The following is a 21,964-nucleotide window of genomic DNA, read 5'->3' as shown; positions in this document are numbered from 1 at the left end:
AAAAGCCCGATTGGTGAGGGCTAATAATCAGTGGGGGCTGGACAAAGCCCCCACTGATTAAAGTTTCACTTTATTTTGCTCTTTTTTGTAATTCGTTTACTGTTACGAACTGATAGCCCTTCTTAGATAAAGAGTCTAAAATACCTTCAATGGTCTGTAAATTTTCATTAGACTCATCATACATAGAGTGTAATAAAATGATAGAACCTGGTTTTACATTTTTACTAACATATTCAATTTTATCAGCTGTAGATGTATAAAAAGTATCAGGTTCAAGGTCCCATGTGATTGTTTCGATATTGTTTTTATTTAAATAATAGGGCAGACCAATTAGCTTTTTACCGTTAGGTGGTCTAAAATCAATTTCATCTGTATATCCTGTTTGACGGATTATCGAGTTCGTTTTTTCTATTTCTTCTTTAATAAAAGAAGGAGTTTTGAAAACCATTCTGTTATGAGAGTATGTATGGTTTCCAATTTGGTGTCCAGATTGTACGATATCTTCTCCTAACGATAGGTTTTTCTCTAGTTCATTTCCGATTAAAAAGAAAGTAGCTTTTGCATTGTATCGATCTAGTAGCGGTAATATTTGTTTTACATTGTTAGTAGGACCATCATCAAAAGTTAAAGCAATCACTTTTTCATTTGTTTCTACTCGGTTTGTTAAACCTCCAAACAATTGAAAACTTCTTGCGTTCATCAATTTGTATGTTCCGAATAATGCTACAGTAATAATGAATAATGTAACGATTGTAATGATTATATTCTTTTTCATAACGCAACCTCACTATACTTTTGGATTGGACTAAAAAGTATTATATCAAACTAAGTAACTTCGTGCTTTAAAAAGGATGTGGATGCAAGGGGAGGAAATTTATCATATAATAAAATGCAAAAGGTATATTAGGAGGTGTTTATATGGCGATTATAATTCAATTGCCAGACACTGCAGCGTCTCATGCAAAGCCAAGTATGGAAATGGCGATACTTTGCGTGGGGTAGACAAGTAATATACAATCGCCTAAATGAGCTCGTATCATTTTTTATATTTGGCTTTGCACCTTATTGAAATGAACCATAAAAAATAAGGGGCGAGCAGAAATGAAATACGTTAAAGCTGCGACGGTTTTACCAGAAAGTTTAATTGCTGAAATTCAAAAGTATATACAAGGTGAAACAATTTACATTCCAAAACAAGAAACAAAACATTGTAAATGGGGTACACAATCTGGAGGAAGAAAACAACTAGATGAAAGAAACAAAGCTATTAAAGAAGCGTTTAAAAGTGGAATTTCCATTCATCAACTTGCGGAGGAGCATTTTCTTTCCGGAGAAACGATTAAAAAGATTGTGTATTCTAAATGAAAATAAAAGAGTCTAGTTCAATTATTAAATTGAACTAGACTCTTTTTGTTTTGTATCTATTGGATATGAATGGGCAAGATAATAGAAAAAATGTGCCGGCTTTTTACTAAATAGAATATAGAGCATTTGAGTGAAAAGCAGAAAGGTGAGCATATATGAATCATCTAGGACAAATAACGATAGAACTATTTTTTGGTTTTTTTGTGCTATTGATTGCTACTAAAATATTAGGGAAGACACAAATATCTCAGTTAACGCCATTTGATTTTATTTCTGCCATAGTTCTCGGAGAATTAGTAGGAAATACTATATATGATCCGGAAATAAAAGTATGGTCTATTTTATATGCAGTACTTGTATGGGTAGTGTTAATTTATACAATAGAAGTGATAACGCAAAAATTTAGGGGGACGAGAAGTTTTTTTGAAGGCTCTCCTTCAATCATTATCCGTAATGGATATATTGACCGGGAACAACTAAGTTCAAATCATTTGGATATTAATCAACTACAACAAATGCTAAGACAACAAAAAGATATATTTTCAATCCGAGAAGTTGAATATATGATTTTGGAACCTAATGGAAACATAAGTGTTCTGAAGAAAAGCAAATATGAATCTCCTACTATAAATGATTTAAGTTTAAAACATAAACCTGTATACTTACCGATTTCATTAATTAGTGATGGGAAAGTAGTTAAGGATAATTTGAGGGAAGCAGGATTTGATGAAGGATGGCTTTATAAACAAATAAAGCAAAAAGGGATTACTAAATTTGAGGACGTACTATATGCGGAATGGAAAACAGATGATGGATTCTTTTGTCAGGAGATGAATCGGTAGAAAATAACCGATGTAGTTATGTAATTTTCATTTCTAAACTATCTTTTACATATCAAAAAACTGAATCATTGTATACAATAAAGTGAAACTTTAATCAGTGGGGGTTTTGTTCATCCCACTGATTATTAGTTGAACCAATCGGGCGTTTACGGGCATTCGATCTCCCGCCTAACTTCTTTGCTTCAGCCGAATTTTAAGGTGGGAGTCTTACTGCCCGTTAATGCGGGGTAAGACTAGATCAACAATTTGTATGGAGTGATAAAGATGGAAGCTTTTATTAGAAGTGATCAATACAATTTTATAAAGTCACAAGCTTATATTTTAGCAAATGGGCATGCAACGGCAAATGATAGAGGTGTAATTCAAGCGTTAAAATCACTTGCAATTGAAAAAATAATACATGTATTTGAGAATTTAACGGATGAACAGAAAGAGTTAATTGATACGGTATTAACAGTTCAAAATAGAGAAGATGCAGAATCGTTTTTAATGAAAATAAATCCGTATGTCATTCCGTTTCAGGAAGTTACAGCACAAACATTAAAAAAATTATTTCCTAAAGCAAAAAAATTAAAACTGCCTGATATGGAAGAACTGGACATGAAAGAATTATCTTATTTAAGTTGGATTGACAAAGGATCAAGTAGGAAATTTATTGTAGCGAAAAATGATAAAAATAAGTTTGTTGGTCTGCAAGGAACATTTCAAAGTTTAAATAAAAAAAGCATTTGTTCATTATGTCATGGGCATGAAGAAGTAGGTATGTTTTTAGTTGAAATTAAAGGTGATGTACCAGGAACTTTCGTTAGAAAGGGAAACTATATTTGCAAAGATGGTGTAGCTTGTAATCATAATATGAAATCGCTTGATAAATTGAACGATTTTATTGAACGATTGAAGAAATAAAGAAGAAACCTCTAGTATTTAAACTGGAGGTTTTTATTTTTTGAAGAAGTAATAATAGGCTTCTTTTGTAGCTGTAGATTTATAAAAAAAGTCAGGTCATTTATAATGAAATTTGATAAAAATATCTATTTGGATACAGTTGCTTATTTTGAAGGAGGTAAAACATGAATTACATTTCACCGAAAGAAGAAATGTTAAAAGTGAAACGGTGGCCTAAAGATATGATAGCGGCAGGTCGTGGACATACAGTTGCTCTAAAATCGGATGGTACGGTGGTAGCAGTGGGGCGAAATAAAGAAGGTGAATGCAATGTAAGCGGCTGGCGTGATATTGAAGCAGTCGCTGCGGGCAATGTTCATATGGCGACGAACACTGGGAACGCTCATACAATCGCTCTTAAAAGTGATAATACTGTGGAAGCGGTGGGTTGGAATAAGCATGAACAATGTGATGTAAATGATTGGCATAATGTTGTAGCGGTTGCGGCAGGGTGGCGTCGTACCATTGGCCTTAAACCGGATGGCACAGTAATAGCAGTGGGGCGAAATAAAGAAGGAGAATGTAATATAAGTAGCTGGAGAGATATTGTGGTGGTCACGGCGGGTGACTGGCATACAGTCGGTCTTAAAATGGACGGCACAGTGACCACTGTGGGGAATAATCGATATGGCCAATGCAATGTAAGTGGATGGCGTGGTATTGTGGCGATAGCGGCGGGATATCTTCATACAGTTGGTCTTAAATCTGACGGTATGGTGACGGCTGTGGGTAATAATAAACATGACCAATGTGATGTAAGCGATTGGCGCGATATTGTGGCGATAGCGGTAGGGAGTAATCATACAATCGCTCTGAAATCAGATGGTACCGTGGTGGCAGTCGGCTGGAATGAGTATGGCCAATGTAATGTAAGTGATTGGCGTGATATTGTAGCGATAGCGGCAGGTTGTGCGCATACGGTCGGACTTAAATTAGATGGCACCGTGGTGGCAGTAGGTGATAATACATACGGTCAATGCGATGTAGGTAGCTGGCGCAACATCCGATTGCCTGGCAAATAGTTAATTCACAACAAATCACTAGTAATATTATTCTAGTTTAGGAGTAATTATGGAATAGGATATGTAGATAAGAATCCCTTTTTAAAAGAGGTTCTTATTCTTTTTCCATAAAATGAGTGTCTAAATGGAATTTTTGAACAAACTTTATTTCAAAGCTACAGTAGAAAGTATAAATTACAAATAAAGCATAGGAGAGCTGAAGAAATGCTTAAAAAGTTTTTGCTTTCTTTACCGGATGTTTTACTTGTATGCATTGTTATCTACATAACATACACAACTACTCTTAGTTTTGTACAGATGTTAGTAATTTCAATTGCAATCGGAATCGTCGGTGGTTTTGTTATAAGAATTTGTAAGGATGTATTCACGTATATAAGGTGGACAATTAAACAGAGGAAATCTTGAATACGTTGTATTGCTATTAGGAGGAGAGGAAATGACTAAGAAAAAGAGTAGAGTGAAAAATGAAATAGCACTTTGGACATTAACAGCGGTTGTTCTCATCATTGTATGGTACTTTTTTCAAAGATAAAAATGCATCGTACTTAAAAGGTACGATGCATTTTTATTATTATTTTTGCCAATTTTCTTTTATAAAGTCTTCACGACCAGATTCTTTTTGCTCGGTAGCATATTTCTCTGGATTCTTTTTATAGAAATGCTGGTGGTATTCCTCTGCTTCATAAAAAGGTGCAGCTGAGCGAATTTCAGTCACAATAGGACCTTTAAACATACCGCTTTCTGCTAGAGCTTGTTTTGATTTTTCAGCAAGCTCTTTTTGCGTTTCGTTATGATAAAAAATTGCTGTGCGGTAAGATGGACCACGATCGAAAAATTGTCCGCCGTCATCAGTTGGATCAATTTGTGGCCAATATAAATCTAGTAATTTTTGATAAGGAAAAATAGAAGGATCGAATGTAATTTGTACAACTTCTAAATGTCCAGATGTTCCAGTCTTTACTTGTTCGTATGTTGGGTTTTCTACATGACCACCTGCATAGCCGGAAAGTACTTTTTGAATACCGGGAAGCTCATCAAATGGTTTTACCATGCACCAAAAACAACCGCCTGCGAAGGTTGCGAGTTCGTATGTTTTTTCAGACATTGCTGTAATCCTCCTAAATATATATGTTTTATACAGTATTATATAAAATGTTTTATTGCGCAATAAAAAAGATTTAGAAGTAAATAAAAATTGAAATATATTTCTTTATAAAGTCTTTAAAATTCCTTCAAAGTTTCTTTTTTCTGAGTGTTATGATGTAAATCGAAGTGAATATGTGAGGTGATAGGCAATGAATCCACGTATGAAAATTAATAGTTTACAACAAAAAATGAAAGAGAGACTAATATGAAAAAAGAATTTATACAAAGTGATTTAAGAAATATATTGATTGCGGCATGCTTACTATTAGGGTTAGTTGTTTTCGGATATTTTTTAATTAATAATTACCCAGGTACAAATGAAAAAAAGAAGTTAAGAGACGTAACATCTACTTCAGAATCAATTACATCTCTTACGAATTCAGATGCCAAAAAAAGGGTTACAAAAACTTTTAATATTACGACGAAAGTAGCAAGTTTAGATTTGGGAAATGGAAAAAAGGTAGATGCATGGACCTTTGATGGAACATCACCGGGTACTCAAATTCGAGTTAAACAAGGTGAACGTATTGTTGTAAATTTGAAAAATGAATTACCAGAACCGGTTACAATCCATTGGCACGGATTAGATGTTCCTGCGGCGGTAGATGGTGTTCCAGGTGTTACGCAAAATGCTATAAAACCAGGTGAAACATATACATACGCATTTAATGCTGATCAGGTGGGGACATATTGGTATCATTCACATCAAAAAAGTGCAAAACAAACGGAGCGGGGACTATTTGGAACCATTGTTATTGAACCGAATAAAGCAGCTGTAAAATATGAAAAGGATTATACAGTGGCAATCCATGAATGGAAAGCAGGAGACATAAAAACCCGTAAGCATAATGGCGAACAAGATAAAGATTGGGATAGCTATCCTAGCAATCATATTCGAAATGAAAAGGCGCAAACTTTAGAAGGACCATTAATGATGCCAAGTAATGATCAACTCAAAGATTTATCTGATGGAGATGATTACGATGTATTTACATTAAATGATACAAGTGAGGGACTACGATTGGATGCAAAACCAGGTGAAACAGTACGCCTTCGCTTAATTAATGCTGGGAATAATACGCATTTAATGACATTAGTTGGGGCGCCATTTCAAATTATTGCATTAGATGGTCGTGACATAAAAGGTGGGGACGAGCTAGATAAAGCAATTCTTCCGATGGGAGCTGCACAACGTTATGACCTTGTTTTTAAAATGCCAGAAACAACGAGTGTAAAACTTATTAATGTTGATCCATCTAAGAAAATGAATCGAATGTTAACGACGACTATTGGGAACGGTTCTTTTCCGAAAAAACCTGTTGATATAAAGAGTTATCCATGGTTTGACTTTACGAAATATGGAGAAAAAGAAGTTGGCAAGTTTACGATAGATTCAAAGTTTACAAAAGTCTATGATATGGATTTGGCAGAAGGTGTGAAAGATGTAAATGGACAAGAAAAATGGGTGTATACGATTAATGGAAAGACATCACCTGACATTCCACCAATTAAAGTAGAGAAAGGGGATAAAGTTAAGATTCGATTTAAAAATAAGGGGGAAGAAATTCATCCAATGCATTTGCATGGACATACATTCCAGGTTATTTCTAAAAATGGTAAACCAATGGAGGGAAGTCCGATTTACTTAGATACAGTTAATGTTTTTCCGGGAGAAGAATATGAAATTGCTCTAGAGGCAAATAATAGTGGACTATGGATGGTTCATTGTCATCATCTCGTTCATGCGGAAAAAGGAATGCATACGATGATGAATTATGAGGGGGTAACTACTCCGTTTTCTACAGGAGATCACGCGGGTAATCATCCAGAATAATAATACGGAGGTTTTCATGCTTTATAGAATGATAGTATTTATTGTAATAAGTACAAGTATATTTTTATTTTCTCATAGTAGTGTATTTGCTCATACAAGTGTTGTAGGAGCCACCCCTAAAGAGGGTGAGGTTCTTACAGTACAACCGGAACAGATTATTCTTGAATTTAGTGAACCAGTTGCGGGAAATGTAGTTAATATTGAATTGCTAGATGCAAGTGCAAAGAGAGTGCAAGTATCAAAGGTTGAAATATTAGATAACCCAGCAAAAATAAAAGTGAAAATACCAAACTTAAATAATGGTACTTACACAGTAAGGTGGTCTATGATTTCTGCAGACGGACATCCGAGTGAGGGAGGCTATCCCTTTTCAATTGGAGAAGAAGTACAAACTAATGTAGTGGTAGAGGAAAATGCGAGTGGGAGTGGCTCAGTATTTTCAGATGTTATGATAGTAACACTACGCTATATTGTTGAGGGAATGATTTTAATTGGAGCAGGAGTAAAGTGGCTCGATATGTTTGTAAAGCGTTATAGATTACCTTCCATATTGCAAAGAATGAAGAATATGAAAAAGATTTTTTTCTCTATACTTGTAGTAGGATTAATAGCCGAATTAATAGTATATAAGTCAGTTATTCCGAAGGGAAGTTTACTTATTCATTCGCCATTTTCAGTTATTATTATGATTCAACTGCTATTATTAGTTCTTATGTCTTTGCGGCATATGGGGAACGAATGGTATGCGCTAATTTGGGGATTTCTTGTTGCGAGTTTTTCTTTCACAGGTCATGTATGGATTACTAATCCAAATTGGGCAGCAGTTATAATTAGAATGGTCCACGTTATGAGTATTGCAGTGTGGCTAGGAGCACTTATTTATTTAGCTCTTGTTATAGTGTGGACAACATTATACAAAATTACATTTGATCAAAAGAGTTTCCGTAAGCATTTTAGCATTATTGCTGGTATTTCATTTATTCTAGCATTTCTTTCTGGGGAATTAATTGTGTTTTTACAGACAAGGAATTGGGTACTTTTTAATTTTAATTCAATATGGACGAACCTTTTAAATATAAAGATTCTTACTGTATGTATAATTACAATTGTAGCATGGAGACAAACGAAAACATGGGGTAACGATATCGGAACAGTTAATCGCCGTTTATTGCTCTTAGAAATTGTTCTAGCTATACTCGTATTATTAGCTGGTATTTGGATGAGTCAAGTTTCGTTTCCGGTGAATTCTGTAACAAGCTAAAATTATAATGTTCATAGGAGTTCTGTAATGTCAATCCGTATTAGATTGCTGTTGTCGTATGTTGCGATGGTAATTATTCCAATCGTTTTTTGCGGTATAGCAGTTATGTTAATTAGTGTTACTTTATTTGGTGATATTCGTATTGCAAAAGCAATCATTGGTCTTAATCAAAATAGTCATTCTCTCATTGATAAAGAGCAGGAGGGAGCTATTCGTACAAAAGAAGATGAAGATGATATTTTTAGTAGGTTGAAAATTCTTTCATCGTATGCTCCAGATAAATTGGAGGATATAAATTTTTTAAAGGAAACTGATAAAGAATTAAACGATAATCAAGCAGGATTACTAATTCGAAAAAATGATGAGCTTAAATATTCATCCCCATATTTTAAAATCTCTTCGTTTGATAAATACCTACCCGCATTTGAAACGGAAGGACAAAGAAAGGGAATGGATGTGAAAATAGAGGGTAATTCTTTTTACTATAAGCAATTTGATTACTACGATGAAGAGAAGGATAAGGTTAGTATTTTTGTATTTGAGTATGTAAATCCTTTAGAAGAAATGATTAGAGAATTTTTCCCGTATTTCGTATGCTCTTTAATACTGGGGTTAATTATTACGAATGGAATATTAACATATTTTATATCACGGAGTATTATTAAACCCTTACATTCATTAAAGCAGGCAACGGAAAGAATTCAAAAGGGTGATTTAGATTTTCAAGTAAAGCCGCTTGCGAAAGATGAAATAGGTGAATTAAGTTTATCGTTTGAAGAGATGCGTGGCAGGTTGAAGGAATCGGTCGAGTTGCAAATGCAATATGAAAAGAATCGTAAAGAGTTGCTTTCAAATATTTCTCATGATTTACGGACGCCGATAACGGCTATTAAAGGTTATGTACAAGGAATTAAAGAAGGTATCGCTCGAACTCCAGAACAATTAGATAAATATTTAACGATTATTTATCATAAAGTGTTTGATATGGATCAATTAATTGACGAGCTTTTTCTCTTTTCAAAACTTGATTTGAAAGAGGAACCGTTTCAATTTGAAGAGGTTGAAATTAATCAATACTTATCTGATTGTATAGAAGAACTACAGCTTGAATTGCAAGATAAGGGAATTGCAGTGAGTTGGGATGCTCAAAAGGATACTTCTATTTTGGTAAAAGGTGATCGTGAAAAATTACGTCGTGTTATTACAAATATCATTTGGAATAGTGTGAAGTATATGGATAAAGAAGAAAGATATATAGGAATTCGCATGACCGAATCTATTGATTATGTAACGATTTACATAAAAGATAATGGGATAGGAATAGAGGAGAAGGCGATGCCTTATATATTTGAAAGATTTTATCGTGCAGATCATTCTAGAAATTCTAAAACGGGTGGAAGCGGACTTGGTTTGTCAATTGCACATCAGATTATCACACAACATGGTGGTGATATTTGGGTAGAAAGCAAAAAAGGTAAAGGAACGACGCTGGCATTTACATTACAAAAAATCAATTAGAAAAAGGAGAGCATCTTGAAAAGAATTTTAATTATTGAAGATGAAGCTATTATAGCAGAGTTAGAAAAGGATTATTTAGAGGTTGCGGGGTATACAGTAGATATTGATTACTCTGGCGAAAAAGGTTTACAAAGAGTTCTTCTGGAGGATTATGACTTGTTAATTTTAGACATAATGTTACCGGGAATAGATGGATATGAAATTTGTAAACAAGTTCGATTGAAAAAGGACATACCAATACTTATGGTGTCCGCAAAACAAGAGGAAATCGATAAAATTAAAGGGTTAGGTTTTGGAGCAGATGATTATATTATAAAACCATTTAGCCCAAGTGAAATGGTGGCGCGTGTAAACGCTCATCTAGCCCGTTATGATCGTTTAACAGGGAAGCGAGAAAAAATAAAAGATGAAATTCGTATTCGAGGATTGCTTATTTATAAATCGGCACGACGTGTATTTATAAATGGAACTGAGGTCATGTTAACAGGAAAAGAATTTGATTTATTAACTTGTATGGCGGAACATCCAAACCAAGTATTTAGTAAAGATCGTCTCTTTGAAACTGTATGGGGGATGGATGTAATTGGTGATGCAGCAACGGTTGCTGTACATGTGAAAAATATTCGTCAAAAAATTGAACTCGATCCATTTGATAAATCATACATTGAAACAATTTGGGGAGTAGGATATCGTTTTACACACTAATAAAAAAGTCAGCATTTTTGCTGGCTTTTTTATTGTAAATGAATTTACAAACAAGATCCTCCGCTAACATCAATCAATTGTCCAGTAACCCAGCGACTATCAGGAGAAGCGAGAAATGCAGCAGTGTCGGCAATGTCTTCTACTTCACCTAATCGATTGAAAGCTGAAATGTTAGTAGCATATTGTTTCATCATTGGATCGCTCAAGAGTTCCGCATTCATATCTGTTTTAATGAAGCCTGGAAGTATTGCATTTACAGTAATACCTCGTGCGCCAAGTTGTTTTGCTAGAGTGAAAGTCATTGTGTTAATTGCACCTTTCGTCATACTATATGCAACGAAATCAGGTAAAGAAATGCGAGTTGCGGCTGATGAGATATTAACAATCCGGCTATTGTCACGTAAACGCGGTAGAGCTTGTTGGATGATGAAGAATGGTGCTTTTGCATTTACTGAAACGATTCTATCAAAAAATTGTTCAGTCGTTTCTTCAATAAAAGCACCAGGTCCAATTCCAGCGTTGTTTATTAAAATATCAAATTCCGTTCCACCAGTTCGCTTTTGCAATTCAGTATCTAAAGAATTATATAGGTTTTCTACACCGTGTAAAGATTCAAGATTTGCACCGATAGAAAAAGCTGATCCGCCATTTGATTGAATTTCATGAACAGTTTCTTCAGCATCTTCTTTTCGGTTACCATAATGAACAGCAACTAATGCACCATCGTTTGCTAAACGTTTTGCGATAGCACGTCCAATTCCTCGGCTTGCTCCAGTAACTAATGCTATTTTACCTTTTAACATAGTTCTCTCATCTCCTCATGAAATTTTTATATGTTTTAAGTTGTTTTTCTTTATGTAGAAAAGCAAACATACTTAAGTAATATATGAGTACGTGTAAGAAGTTCATTCCAATTTTGTTTTGAGAAAAATAAACAACCTTTTGGTGTATGAATTGAACTTTAAAAATGAATTTTTAAAAAAATGTTGACAATGAAAAGAACAAAGTCCTATAATACGTTTAACAAATAAAAGCCAATTATGAATTTTCAGACTTTATATTATATATATGCAAAGAAGAGGAAAGTAGATGATTATGATCGTTTCAGAGAGCTACTCCAAGGCTGCGAGAGTAGTAAGCATCGAATCATTGAATATCACCTCGGAGCATCGCTTGCGAAAGGGAAACTGAGTAGAGGGCGGCGGTATCGTCTCCGGTAAAAGGACGGGGGTCTGGTTGGACCTACAAAGCTTATATTTCGTGAGAAGTGTAAGGAAGCTGAGTGGTAACGCGAAACTCTCGCCTCAGCAATCAAAGCTACTATTAAGTAGTAGTTGATTGCTGAGGTGAGAGTTTTTATTTTAAAAAATAGATTAAGTAAGAGAAAAAATGTGTAAGAAGGGATTTGACAAGATGAGAAGTGACATGATTAAAAAAGGTTTTGATAAAGCTCCGCATCGTAGTTTATTAAAAGCAACTGGTTTAAAAGATGAAGATTTTGATAAACCATTCATAGCAATTTGTAATTCTTTTATTGAAATTATTCCGGGTCATAAGCACTTAAATGAGTTTGGGAAACTTGTTAAAGAAGCAGTACGTGCAGCAGGCATGGTTCCATTTGAATTTAATACAATTGGAGTAGATGACGGTATTGCGATGGGTCATATCGGTATGCGTTATTCGCTTCCGAGTCGTGAAATCATTGCAGATTCAGTAGAAACAGTTGTAAATGCACACTGGTTTGACGGAATGATTTGTATTCCAAACTGTGACAAAATTACACCAGGTATGATGATGGCTGCACTTCGAATAAACATTCCAACTGTTTTTGTTTCAGGTGGACCGATGGCAGCTGGGAAAACATCTAAAGGGGAAGTTGTCGATTTAAGTTCTGTTTTTGAAGGGGTAGGAGCCTACCAATCTGGGAAAATTTCAGAAGAAGAATTAAAGGATATTGAAGATCATGGCTGTCCATCTTGTGGTTCTTGTTCCGGTATGTTTACAGCGAACTCTATGAACTGTTTATGTGAAGTGTTAGGTTTAGCTCTTCCTGGTAACGGGAGTATTTTAGCGATTGATCCAAGACGTGAGGAGTTAATTAAACAAGCAGCAGAAAAATTAAAAATTTTAATTGAAAGAGATATTAAACCACGCGACATTGTAACAGAAGAAGCAATTGATGATGCGTTTGCACTTGATATGGCGATGGGTGGATCAACGAATACAGTATTACACACGTTAGCACTCGCACAAGAGGCGGGGTTAGATTACGATATGAACCGCATTGATGCAGTTTCAAGGCGTGTACCGCATTTATGTAAAGTAAGTCCAGCTTCTAATTGGCATATGGAAGATATCGATCGCGCAGGCGGGATTAGTGCAATTTTGAAAGAGATGAGCCGAAAAGAAGGGGTACTTCACCTTGATCGTATAACCGCTACTGGGCAAACATTAAGAGAAAACATTGCTCATGCAGAGATTCAAGATAAGGAAGTTATTCATTCTCTAGAAAATCCTCATAGTGAAGAAGGAGGATTACGTATATTAAAAGGAAACCTTGCGAAAGACGGAGCGGTTATTAAAAGCGGAGCAACAGAAGTAAAACGATTTGAAGGACCTTGCGTTATTTTTAATTCACAAGATGAGGCGCTTGCCGGCATTATGCTTGGGAAAGTTAAGAAAGGAGATGTAGTTGTTATTCGCTATGAAGGACCAAGAGGCGGACCTGGTATGCCGGAAATGTTAGCACCAACATCAGCAATTGCTGGTATGGGATTAGGAGCAGATGTTGCACTTTTAACTGATGGTCGCTTCTCTGGTGCTTCACGTGGTATTTCGGTAGGGCATATTTCACCAGAAGCAGCAGCTGGCGGAACGATTGCACTTCTTGAACAAGGAGATATTGTATGTATTGATGTTGAGGAACGCTTGTTAGAAGTGAGAGTTAGTGATGAGGAATTAGAGAAGCGTAAAAAAGGGTGGAAACGACCAGAACCAAAAGTGAAAACTGGGTGGCTTGGACGTTATGCACAAATGGTAACATCGGCGAATACAGGTGCAGTTCTGAAAATCCCGAATTTTGATTGAGCCAATATAAAAAGAGATAAGGATGATATAAAATGGTGCAAAATGTAAAGGAGAGAGTGAAAATTGAAGATATCTTAATGGCTCATAATTGCATGAAAGATATCGTTATTAAAACACCGTTACAACGAGATTCAGTTTTATCTGAGAAATATGAATGTGACGTATATGTTAAGCGAGAAGATTTACAAGTTATTCGTTCTTTCAAAATTCGTGGTGCGTATAATTTAATTCAAAGTTTACCGAAAGAAAAGTTACAAAATGGTGTTGTTTGTGCAAGTGCTGGTAATCATGCACAAGGAGTTGCTTATACGTGTAATTTATTGAATATTCCGTCAAAAATTTTCATGCCGACAACGACACCTAAGCAAAAAGTATCACAAGTTGAATTTTTCGGTGGTGATTTCGCAGACATTGTATTAGTTGGTGATACATTTGATAGTTCTTTCCAAGAGGCGCAGCGCTATTGTGTAGAAAATAGGATGACATTTGTACATCCGTTTGATGATCCGTATGTCGTTGCTGGTCAAGGAACAGTCGCTGTTGAAATTATGCATGATATGGAGAAACCAGTTGATTATATATTTACAGCAATTGGCGGTGGTGGATTAGCATCTGGTATTGGTACATATGTAAAGGGGGTTAGTCCTACTACAAAGGTAATCGGTGTAGAACCGATGGGAGCTGCATCTATGAAAGAAGCTTTTCTTCAAAATGAAAATGTTGCATTAGAAAAGATTGATAGTTTTGTTGATGGAGCAGCTGTTAAGAAGGTAGGAAAGTTAACTTTTGAAACATGTAAAGATGTAATTGATGATATTGTTTTAGTACCGGAGGGAAAGGTTTGTACAACGATTTTAGAACTGTATAAGAAAAATGCGATTGTAGCAGAGCCAGCTGGTGCGCTTTCTATTGCGGCACTTGATCTATACAGAGATGAAATAAAGGGAAAAACAGTTGTATGCACGTTAAGTGGTGGAAATAATGATATTGATAGAATGCAAGAAATGAAAGAACGATCCCTTATTCATGAAGGATTAAAGCACTATTTCATCATTGAATTTCCGCAACGTTCAGGAGCACTACGAGAGTTTCTTGATAAAGGATTAGGACCGGAAGATGATATTACTCGCTTTGAGTATATTAAGAAACATAATAAAGAAAATGGTCCAGCTTTAGTGGGGGTAGAATTAAAGCATAAGGAAGACTATGAAGCTTTAATTACTCGTTTTCAAGAAAATAACATTCAATTCGTGGAGCTTAATAAAAATCCTGTGCTGTTTGATTTACTTATTTAATAAAAGAAAAGAGTTAACATACAATTCTACTTGAAATAAAAAAGATAGATACAGGAGGGAAATCCTGCTTGTTCTATCTTTTTTATTCTTTGAAAGTTAAACGAAATACGTTCCATATTCAAGTAGGATAAAGCTAGTTAACCAAAAAAGTATTGCAATACGAATGATTACATACATTGTAAATTCAAAGGGAGTAAGTTTTCTCTCTCGCTTTATTTTTCTTAGAAGTCTAACAGAAAAAAATGAACATAAAAGCAGGATCGCTATAGATATTTTATACACGTTTTCTAACAGACTTATATTTTCTAATAAGTTTTTCAGCATATTCATCACCTATCCCGTAATGTATGTTACAGAGAAATGAATCTCGTGCTGTTTAGTTGCGTTTGTTTATTATTTTCCCAGTGTCATCAATTTCTACATCAGTTGAAACCGTTTGTAAATATTGCAGTGCTTTTTTCTTTTCTTCTTCATTTACAGGAGAAACTTGGTTGTTGCGAATGATGTAAGGATTGAATGACATTTGGACATCCTTACCTTTAAAGGTTAAAGTTAATACGCCTGTTTCGGCACTCTTTCCATTTACATAATTCGGGAATAAAAAGTTTCCTAACGAGTATGCGATAGGAACTTTATTGTAATACTCAAATCCTTGTAACCAATGCGGGTGACTTCCAACGATTGCATCAGCACCCGCCTCTACCATTTTCGGAACATATTGTTTCTGGTATTCTATTGGGCGATTAGATTTTTCGACGCCCCAATGCATATAGACGATTACATAATCAGCATCTTTCCTTTGCTCTTGAATCGTTTTTGTTACAAGATCTAGGTCATATCCGTTTGCAACGCCGGGTTTATTGTCACCAGCTACCCAATTAAAGTTGGGCATAAAGCGTACAAAGGAAAGAAATTTAAACTTTTTTCCTTTTACAGTTAGTTCACGAGCAGTATAAGCATCTTCAGCATTTTTTCCGGCTCCAGTGTAAGGTAGTTTTAATTTTTCGACGTGAGAAATGGTGTCTAGTAGTCCATCTTGCCCATAATCAAGCGTATGGTTATTGCCAATGTTCACGATGTCATATCCGGTGTTTTTAATGGCTTGTAGTGTGGATGGATCACCTTTAATCCAAAATTGTTGCCCAGGTACTTTTTTTTCTCTCGTTGTAAATGCTGACTCTAAATTAACAAAAGAAATATCAGCTTTCGTTATTTCTTCTTTTACGTGTTGGAATGGATAATCAGCCCCATTTTTTTCGATTACGGGACGTAATTGCCAATCGAACATTGTATCACCAGAGAAGGTGAGTGTGATTTCAGGGTCTTCGGTTTTCTTTTCGCTTTTTGAAGCTGTTTTACTAGATTTGTTTTGCATATCAGGTTTGTCTTTCGCTTTTGAAATAAAAGAGTAGTTGATTAATAAAACAATTGGTGTAATGAAAAAGGCTATTAACAGAAATCGTTTTAGTAAAGTTTTCATAAATACCTTCCCTTTTGAGTTTATCCCGCAATTAGATTAACAATGAATCTACTAAAGGCAATCGGTCTTTGTATAGTTACAAAAAAATAGCGGGTTATGTAGTGAAAAACGTTTGTTAATATTCACAATATTACGTTAACATATAGGTAACCTGTAAATCAATGTATAAACCAAAATATAGAAATAAAGAATTCGAAGGGTGAAGAATGAGAAATGGTTATATTAGGAGCAGTTGTAAATGGGATTTGTATTATATTTGGTACTTTACTTGGTAAATTATTTAGTGCGATTCCAGAAAGTATGAAGGGAACAATTATGCATGCAATTGGTTTAGCGGTTACTGTACTTGGACTTCAAATGGCATTAAAAAGTGAAAATTTTCTTGTTGTCATACTAAGTTTAGTTATTGGTACGGTAATCGGAGAATGGCTACAATTAGAAGAAAGGTTAAAACTGTTAGGGGATTGGCTAGAAAATAAAGTTGGATCGAAAGGGAAAGGGAGCATATCAGAAGGCTTTGTAACAGCCACGCTTATTTTTGCAATCGGAGCGATGGGGATACTTGGTGCATTGGACAGTGGGATTCGCGGAAATCATGATATTTTATTTACAAAGGCGATTATCGATGGATTCATTTCTATTATATTAACGACAACTCTAGGAATTGGCGTAGTATTTTCAGCGATTCCAGTGATTTTATATGAGGGAGGTATTGCAGTTTTTGCAACACAAATTAATAGTTTTGTTCCAAAAGAATTAATGAATCAATTTATAGTGGAAATGACGGCTACTGGCGGTATTATGATATTCGCAATCGGATTAAACTTACTTGGATTTATTAAAATTAAAGTGGCAAATTTACTTCCAGGCATATTAATGGTTGGAGTAATTGTTTCTATTATATACGGTTATGGTTTGATAATAAGTCATTAGGGGAAGGGATATAGATGATGGAATTCCAATTTACAAAACGTGCATATAAAATATTGGAGATTGCAGCAGAAGAGGCTGAGTGTAGTAAAGGTATTATCCATCCAGTTCATCTATTTATAGGCGCTTGTAAGGAAGGTACTGGAGTTTGCGCGGAGTTACATATGTATTTATTTCACACGGTGGGTATGGATTTTTTAGCAAAGATATCGTTACTCCAACAATATTATGCAAATGAAATAGAATACATAAATGTTGGGGAGTTTAAAGTTTCAAATAAGACGATAGAAGTTTTAAAAGTAGCGAAGAAACGGATGGAACGTTTTCAGCAAATAGTAATAAATGAAGGGCATGTTTTATATGCAATTTTTCAAGGGGATACAGTTATTGATAAGGTTATAAGTGAAAAGATGAAAAAAGATCTATTGCAAATTACATCTGAACCAAGAGACTTGACGGTTGCATTAACAATATTTGATCCTATTTGTAATAGTTTAAGCTGTAATATTAGAAAAGCGATCTCTTCTGATTTTGAAAAGTTGGCACGTTTTGTTAAGGATGAATTTGGTGAGCGTTGGTTAAAATCTTTAGATTATGGATTTCGGACATATAAAGAAGAGTTACCTATTTTTATTGCTGAACAAGGAGGAGAAATCATTGGTTTCGCTTGTTACGATGTTGTGAGAGGAAAGAAAGGGTTGTTTGGCCCGATGGGTACAGCGAAACATAATCGTGTGAACGGTGTTGGGAAGACGTTATTGAATCATTGTTTATATAACATGAAGAAAAGCGGATATGAGTATGCAATTATAGGACAAGCAGGTCCGATTGAGTTTTACGAGCGATGCTGTAATGCACGTTTAATACCCATAGGAGATAATTAACTCTATCCCTTTGCAAAGAATGCAAAGGGATAGAGTTTTATTATGTATAAAGCAAATTACTAAACTTTTTCTAGAAAACGGTGTAGAATGGGTATCGAATGAAAGAAGGTGTGAAAATGGCCAGCTGGAAACGAAATTTAATGATTTGTTGGCTAGGTTGTTTTACCACTGCAGCCGGTATGAGTTTAGTAATTCCTTTTTTATCTTTTTATATTGAGGAATTAGGGGTGACCGGCACTTCTAGTATTGCACAGTGGTCGGGACTTGCATTTGGTGTGACATTTTTAATGGGTGCGATCGTATCACCAATATGGGGCAAGCTTGGTGATATACATGGTCGGAAATTGATGCTTATACGTGCGAGCCTTGGTATGGCGATAATTATGACGCTTATGGGGTTTGTGACAGATGTGTATCAATTAGTCGCACTTCGGTTTTTAATGGGATCGGTATCAGGTTTCCTTTCTACAGCGATGACACTTATTGCTGCAGAAACTCCGCAAGAACATTCAGGTTGGGCAATTTCTACAATTTCAACTGGAGGCGTGAGCGGTTCATTACTTGGGCCGATACTCGGAGGTTATTTGTCAGAGTTAATTGGAATGCGCCATGTTTTTCTAGTTACAGGAGCTTTCTTATTCCTTTCCTTTCTTATCGTCTTTTTCTTCTTACATGAGGAGAAACATTCTGCTAAAGAAAAAAAGGCACAGCCGAAAAAAGTATGGACGATGGTCCCTGCAAAACATTTAATAATAAGTTTATTTGTAGCAACGTTTATTATTCAGCTTGCAAATATGTCGATTCAACCTATTATTACGTTGTACGTAAAGCATTTGGCAGGACCAGGAACAGATCATATTGAAATGCTTGCAGGTGCAGTCATGTCTGCGACAGGATTAGCAGTAATTTTAGCAGCTCCTAAGCTAGGAAGATTATCAGATCATATTGGACCTCAAAAAACGTTAGTTGTAGCGTTGTTTGCTGCAGGAATTATTTTTATTCCGCAAGCATTTGTAACCTCAGCTTGGCAACTATTAATTCTTCGCTTTTTATTAGGTATTGCACAAGCAGGACTATTACCTTCCGTACAAACTCTACTAAAACAACATACGCCAACCCATGTAACGGGACGAATATTTGGATATAATCAATCGTTTCAGTTTTTAGGAAATATGATTGGGCCAGTACTTGGTGGACAAATTGCAGCTCATGCAGGCTTCCAATATGTTTTCTTCTCTACATCATCACTATTATTTATTGCGTGCATTTGGGTTTATTTTCATAGTAAGAACGAAGAGGTATCAGAGAAACGACATTTGGAAGTTAGTTAACTATGTGAATGAAAAACAGAAAAAGGATGAAGCAATATTGCTTCATCCTTTTTCATTAAAATTGAAGGCAAAGATAACTTAATGTACCAAGCTCGTAGCTACGGTGAATGACCGTACCGTCGTTCTCACCACTACCCATCGCGATAAATAGAGGAACAAAATGTTCCCCTCTTGGTACAGCTAATTGTGCATGAGGAGCATTTCTTTCCCAGTTAAACAATGCATCTTTATCGCTAGTATGCATATGATTTATAATCCAATCATCAAATTCAATCGCCCATTGTTCCGGAGTTGTTTCATTCCATTTTAATGCTCGTAAATTATGAACAGTAACTCCGCTGCCGATTACTAAAATATCTTCTTGTCCAAGTCCTTTTAGTGCTTCTCCAATTTCAAATTGTTCTTTTGCAGGAAGGAATGGATTTACTGATATTTGTACGACAGGAATATTGGCTTCTGGGTACATACGATGCAGGAGTGTCCATGAGCCATGATCTAAACCTCTCGTCATATTATGATGGACTGGAATGCCTTTGTTTTTAAATTTTGTTTCTAGCATAGACGCAATGCTAGAAGAGCCTTTCGCATGATATTTGATTTCGTATAACTCAGGAGGAAAACCTCCAAAGTCATAAATTGTTTCATATACTTCATCTGAAGAGGAGATCGTTAATACTTCACTTTCCCAGTGAGCGGTAAAAATAACAATAGCTTTCGGTTTATATGTTTCTCCAAGTGTCTTTAAAAAGCGTGTATAGTCTGTATCTTGAATAGCAAGCATAGGTGATCCATGTGCTAAAAATAGTGAGGGCATCATGATTAAAACCTCCTAAAAATATATTAATTACTTTATGTAAGTAACTATATAATTTTATTTTAAATTCGTCAAGATAATAGTTTAATATGTAATCGGAAAAATAGATCATTTGTCATAATGAAAGCAATTGCATATAATACATAATAAGAATAATGAATGTTTATTCATTATAAAAAAAGATATACATAATAGATTTGGAGGCTGTCGGAATGAGCATACAGGAAAATTTCGTTACGGCATTGGATAAATCGGAAATTTACTTGCGTAAATGGTTACCAGAAGGAAATCCGCGGGGAATTGTTCAAATTGCACATGGTATGACAGAACATGCAGGTGTTTATACAGAATTTATTGATGCCTTATTAGAAGCAGGATATGGTGTTTATGCTCATGATCATAAAGGGCATGGAAAAACAGTAAAAAGAGAAGAAGACTATGGTCATTTTGAACCAAATGTAGGTTGGAATCAGGCTGTGTCTGATGTTATCTTTGTTTCGGAAATGATAAAAGAAGAGCAGACATGCCCGTTATTTTTACTTGGACATAGTATGGGTTCTTTTTTATCAAGACGTGCTGTACAATTTAAAGGTGAATTATATGATGGATTCCTTATTTCAGGAACTGGTGGAAATCCAGGGCTTTTAGGAAGTATCGGTCATAAAGTAGCCACCTGTTCAAGATGTGCGGCTAAAACCCGAAAGTCAGAATATGGAAAAACTACACTCTTCAGAGCTTTAACCTTTGCTTTTTATAAAAACCAAATCCGCTGAAATTTGAGTTTGGATCTTTAAGTGAAAACTGATCGGGTTTCAATTTCATCTCTGTTACGGATGACCATATGCGTTATTTTGCACATTGAACCTGAAGGATTTCAACAACAGAGTTGAAATAAACCGTCAAGAAGAATGAAGAGAGTACCAAAATGTATACATTTTCATCTTCTTCTCGTTGATCTGGCGCGGATCTACTGGGCTTTGAGGTTACAGGAAAGTGAAATACGGCTATAAAAATCAGTTGAAGGATGTAACAGCACAATACCTGCGAAAATCGTTTGGGCTGTAAACATCGTTAACTTTCGTGATAGGATTAAGAAGAATCATATTTAAGTTGATTTCAGCGGATTCAGTGTAAAGCTATACAGCAAAGGGCTCTTTTCTTTGAAGTGAGGATTTCATCGGAGGATTGGAGTTGTCCACGAACAGTTTACAAGGCAAGAATTTATGTCTAAGGAACGATTTTCTGTGAAAGATATTGGGTAAGAAGAAGAAGGCCGAAAAAAGCTAACCATAAAATGTTTTCGGGATAAGTCCGTATCAGGTTTTACCGAAAACGCATTTTCGCAGTCTATGCTGGTTCCATACCCGTTTCGCATCGCTTCTGTCATCATCAAAAAGAACTTCTACGTTTTATGACTTATGATTTTTGGTACAGAATTTACAGTATCAGGAGCGGCAGGAAAGGAGCCTGCCGTATTTGGTTACCAGGATTTCAGGAGCGGAACT

20 protein-coding genes, 1 pseudogene and 1 other annotated feature are annotated in these 21,964 nt (G+C 35.4%); of the genes and pseudogenes, 15 read left to right on the top strand and 6 right to left on the bottom strand.

The genetic code is table 11. The features are described from left to right. Positions 1 to 70: 70 nt before the first annotated feature. Positions 71 to 775: a polysaccharide deacetylase family protein gene (locus JFU18_RS06505; protein ID WP_016119999.1), complete on the bottom strand. Its 705-nt coding sequence runs from the start codon at positions 773 to 775 to the stop codon at positions 71 to 73. Positions 776 to 1,101: 326 nt separating this feature from the next. Here JFU18_RS06505 and JFU18_RS06500 point away from each other — a divergent pair, with 326 nt between their 5' ends. The 5 genes from JFU18_RS06500 to JFU18_RS06480 all read left to right on the top strand — a co-directional run bounded on the left by JFU18_RS06500 (position 1,102) and on the right by JFU18_RS06480 (position 4,579). Continuing rightward, the gene (locus tag JFU18_RS06500; protein WP_002031213.1) at positions 1,102 to 1,365 is read left to right on the top strand and encodes a CD3324 family protein; all 264 of its coding nucleotides are present in this window, start codon (positions 1,102 to 1,104) and stop codon (positions 1,363 to 1,365) included. 155 nt (positions 1,366 to 1,520) lie between these two features. Further along, positions 1,521 to 2,207 carry a DUF421 domain-containing protein gene (locus JFU18_RS06495; protein WP_201032948.1) on the top strand — a complete coding sequence of 229 codons (687 nt, stop codon included), beginning with the start codon at positions 1,521 to 1,523 and terminating at the stop codon, positions 2,205 to 2,207. A gap of 264 nt (positions 2,208 to 2,471) precedes the next feature. Further along, positions 2,472 to 3,113, top strand: coding sequence for a FusB/FusC family EF-G-binding protein (locus tag JFU18_RS06490; protein ID WP_201032950.1), 642 nt, complete (start codon positions 2,472 to 2,474; stop codon positions 3,111 to 3,113). A gap of 164 nt (positions 3,114 to 3,277) precedes the next feature. Further along, positions 3,278 to 4,174: an RCC1 domain-containing protein gene (locus JFU18_RS06485; protein WP_201032955.1), complete on the top strand. Its 897-nt coding sequence runs from the start codon at positions 3,278 to 3,280 to the stop codon at positions 4,172 to 4,174. Positions 4,175 to 4,378: 204 nt separating this feature from the next. Beyond that, a complete protein-coding gene (locus tag JFU18_RS06480) occupies positions 4,379 to 4,579 on the top strand; it encodes a hypothetical protein (protein ID WP_002141267.1) in 201 nt (66 codons plus the stop codon). Between the two features lie 166 nt (positions 4,580 to 4,745). On the opposite strand, the gene msrA is transcribed toward JFU18_RS06480, so the two are convergent. Next, positions 4,746 to 5,279, bottom strand: coding sequence for a peptide-methionine (S)-S-oxide reductase MsrA (gene msrA / locus JFU18_RS06475; protein WP_113708704.1), 534 nt, complete (start codon positions 5,277 to 5,279; stop codon positions 4,746 to 4,748). A 246-nt stretch (positions 5,280 to 5,525) separates the two neighbouring features. Between msrA and JFU18_RS06470 the strand changes: the two genes are divergently transcribed. The 4 genes from JFU18_RS06470 to JFU18_RS06455 are packed head-to-tail and all read left to right on the top strand — an operon-like array spanning position 5,526 to position 10,638. Beyond that, positions 5,526 to 7,154: a multicopper oxidase family protein gene (locus JFU18_RS06470; RefSeq protein ID WP_201033621.1), complete on the top strand. Its 1,629-nt coding sequence runs from the start codon at positions 5,526 to 5,528 to the stop codon at positions 7,152 to 7,154. 16 nt (positions 7,155 to 7,170) lie between these two features. Further along, a complete protein-coding gene (locus JFU18_RS06465; protein ID WP_201032960.1) occupies positions 7,171 to 8,415 on the top strand; it encodes a copper resistance CopC/CopD family protein in 1,245 nt (414 codons plus the stop codon). A 27-nt stretch (positions 8,416 to 8,442) separates the two neighbouring features. Further along, on the top strand, positions 8,443 to 9,933 hold the full coding sequence (locus JFU18_RS06460; RefSeq protein WP_201032961.1) for a sensor histidine kinase: 1,491 nt from the start codon (positions 8,443 to 8,445) through the stop codon (positions 9,931 to 9,933). A gap of 15 nt (positions 9,934 to 9,948) precedes the next feature. Then, entirely contained in the window at positions 9,949 to 10,638 is a 690-nt protein-coding gene (locus tag JFU18_RS06455) for a response regulator transcription factor (RefSeq protein WP_201032962.1), read from the top strand. A gap of 44 nt (positions 10,639 to 10,682) precedes the next feature. On the opposite strand, the gene JFU18_RS06450 is transcribed toward JFU18_RS06455, so the two are convergent. Next, entirely contained in the window at positions 10,683 to 11,441 is a 759-nt protein-coding gene (locus JFU18_RS06450; RefSeq protein WP_002141274.1) for an SDR family oxidoreductase, read from the bottom strand. A 261-nt stretch (positions 11,442 to 11,702) separates the two neighbouring features. Beyond that, positions 11,703 to 11,948: a binding site (T-box leader), on the top strand. A 103-nt stretch (positions 11,949 to 12,051) separates the two neighbouring features. Between JFU18_RS06450 and ilvD the strand changes: the two genes are divergently transcribed. After that, on the top strand, positions 12,052 to 13,725 hold the full coding sequence (gene ilvD, locus JFU18_RS06445; RefSeq protein ID WP_002012150.1) for a dihydroxy-acid dehydratase: 1,674 nt from the start codon (positions 12,052 to 12,054) through the stop codon (positions 13,723 to 13,725). Positions 13,726 to 13,757: 32 nt separating this feature from the next. Further along, the gene (gene ilvA, locus JFU18_RS06440; protein WP_201033622.1) at positions 13,758 to 15,020 is read left to right on the top strand and encodes a threonine ammonia-lyase IlvA; all 1,263 of its coding nucleotides are present in this window, start codon (positions 13,758 to 13,760) and stop codon (positions 15,018 to 15,020) included. Positions 15,021 to 15,116: 96 nt separating this feature from the next. Here ilvA and JFU18_RS06435 read toward each other — a convergent pair whose 3' ends face one another. Beyond that, positions 15,117 to 15,344 (bottom strand): hypothetical protein, encoded by a 228-nt coding sequence (locus JFU18_RS06435; RefSeq protein WP_201032965.1) that lies wholly within the window; start codon positions 15,342 to 15,344, stop codon positions 15,117 to 15,119. Between the two features lie 52 nt (positions 15,345 to 15,396). Beyond that, positions 15,397 to 16,500 carry a CapA family protein gene (locus JFU18_RS06430; protein WP_201033623.1) on the bottom strand — a complete coding sequence of 368 codons (1,104 nt, stop codon included), beginning with the start codon at positions 16,498 to 16,500 and terminating at the stop codon, positions 15,397 to 15,399. 213 nt (positions 16,501 to 16,713) lie between these two features. Here JFU18_RS06430 and JFU18_RS06425 point away from each other — a divergent pair, with 213 nt between their 5' ends. The 3 genes from JFU18_RS06425 to JFU18_RS06415 all read left to right on the top strand — a co-directional run bounded on the left by JFU18_RS06425 (position 16,714) and on the right by JFU18_RS06415 (position 19,645). Beyond that, complete coding sequence (locus JFU18_RS06425) at positions 16,714 to 17,433, top strand: DUF554 domain-containing protein (RefSeq protein ID WP_000236011.1); 720 nt, start codon at positions 16,714 to 16,716, stop codon at positions 17,431 to 17,433. Between the two features lie 14 nt (positions 17,434 to 17,447). Further along, positions 17,448 to 18,314, top strand: coding sequence for a GNAT family N-acetyltransferase (locus JFU18_RS06420; RefSeq protein ID WP_002126793.1), 867 nt, complete (start codon positions 17,448 to 17,450; stop codon positions 18,312 to 18,314). 116 nt (positions 18,315 to 18,430) lie between these two features. Then, positions 18,431 to 19,645: a multidrug efflux MFS transporter gene (locus JFU18_RS06415; RefSeq protein ID WP_002086285.1), complete on the top strand. Its 1,215-nt coding sequence runs from the start codon at positions 18,431 to 18,433 to the stop codon at positions 19,643 to 19,645. A 55-nt stretch (positions 19,646 to 19,700) separates the two neighbouring features. Here the strand turns inward: JFU18_RS06415 and JFU18_RS06410 are convergent, their stop codons facing one another. Beyond that, on the bottom strand, positions 19,701 to 20,462 hold the full coding sequence (locus JFU18_RS06410; protein ID WP_201033625.1) for a DODA-type extradiol aromatic ring-opening family dioxygenase: 762 nt from the start codon (positions 20,460 to 20,462) through the stop codon (positions 19,701 to 19,703). Between the two features lie 209 nt (positions 20,463 to 20,671). Here JFU18_RS06410 and JFU18_RS06405 point away from each other — a divergent pair. Continuing rightward, positions 20,672 to 21,133, top strand: a pseudogene (locus JFU18_RS06405) (alpha/beta hydrolase); the annotation flags it as partial. Positions 21,134 to 21,964 lie beyond the last annotated feature (831 nt).

Origin of the sequence: Bacillus sp. TH22 (genome assembly GCF_016651015.1) — a bacterium.
GTDB lineage: Bacteria > Bacillota > Bacilli > Bacillales > Bacillaceae_G > Bacillus_A > Bacillus_A mycoides.
The sequence above is the reverse complement of the archived record's forward strand: the minus strand, read 5'-3'. Positions and strand labels throughout refer to the sequence as shown.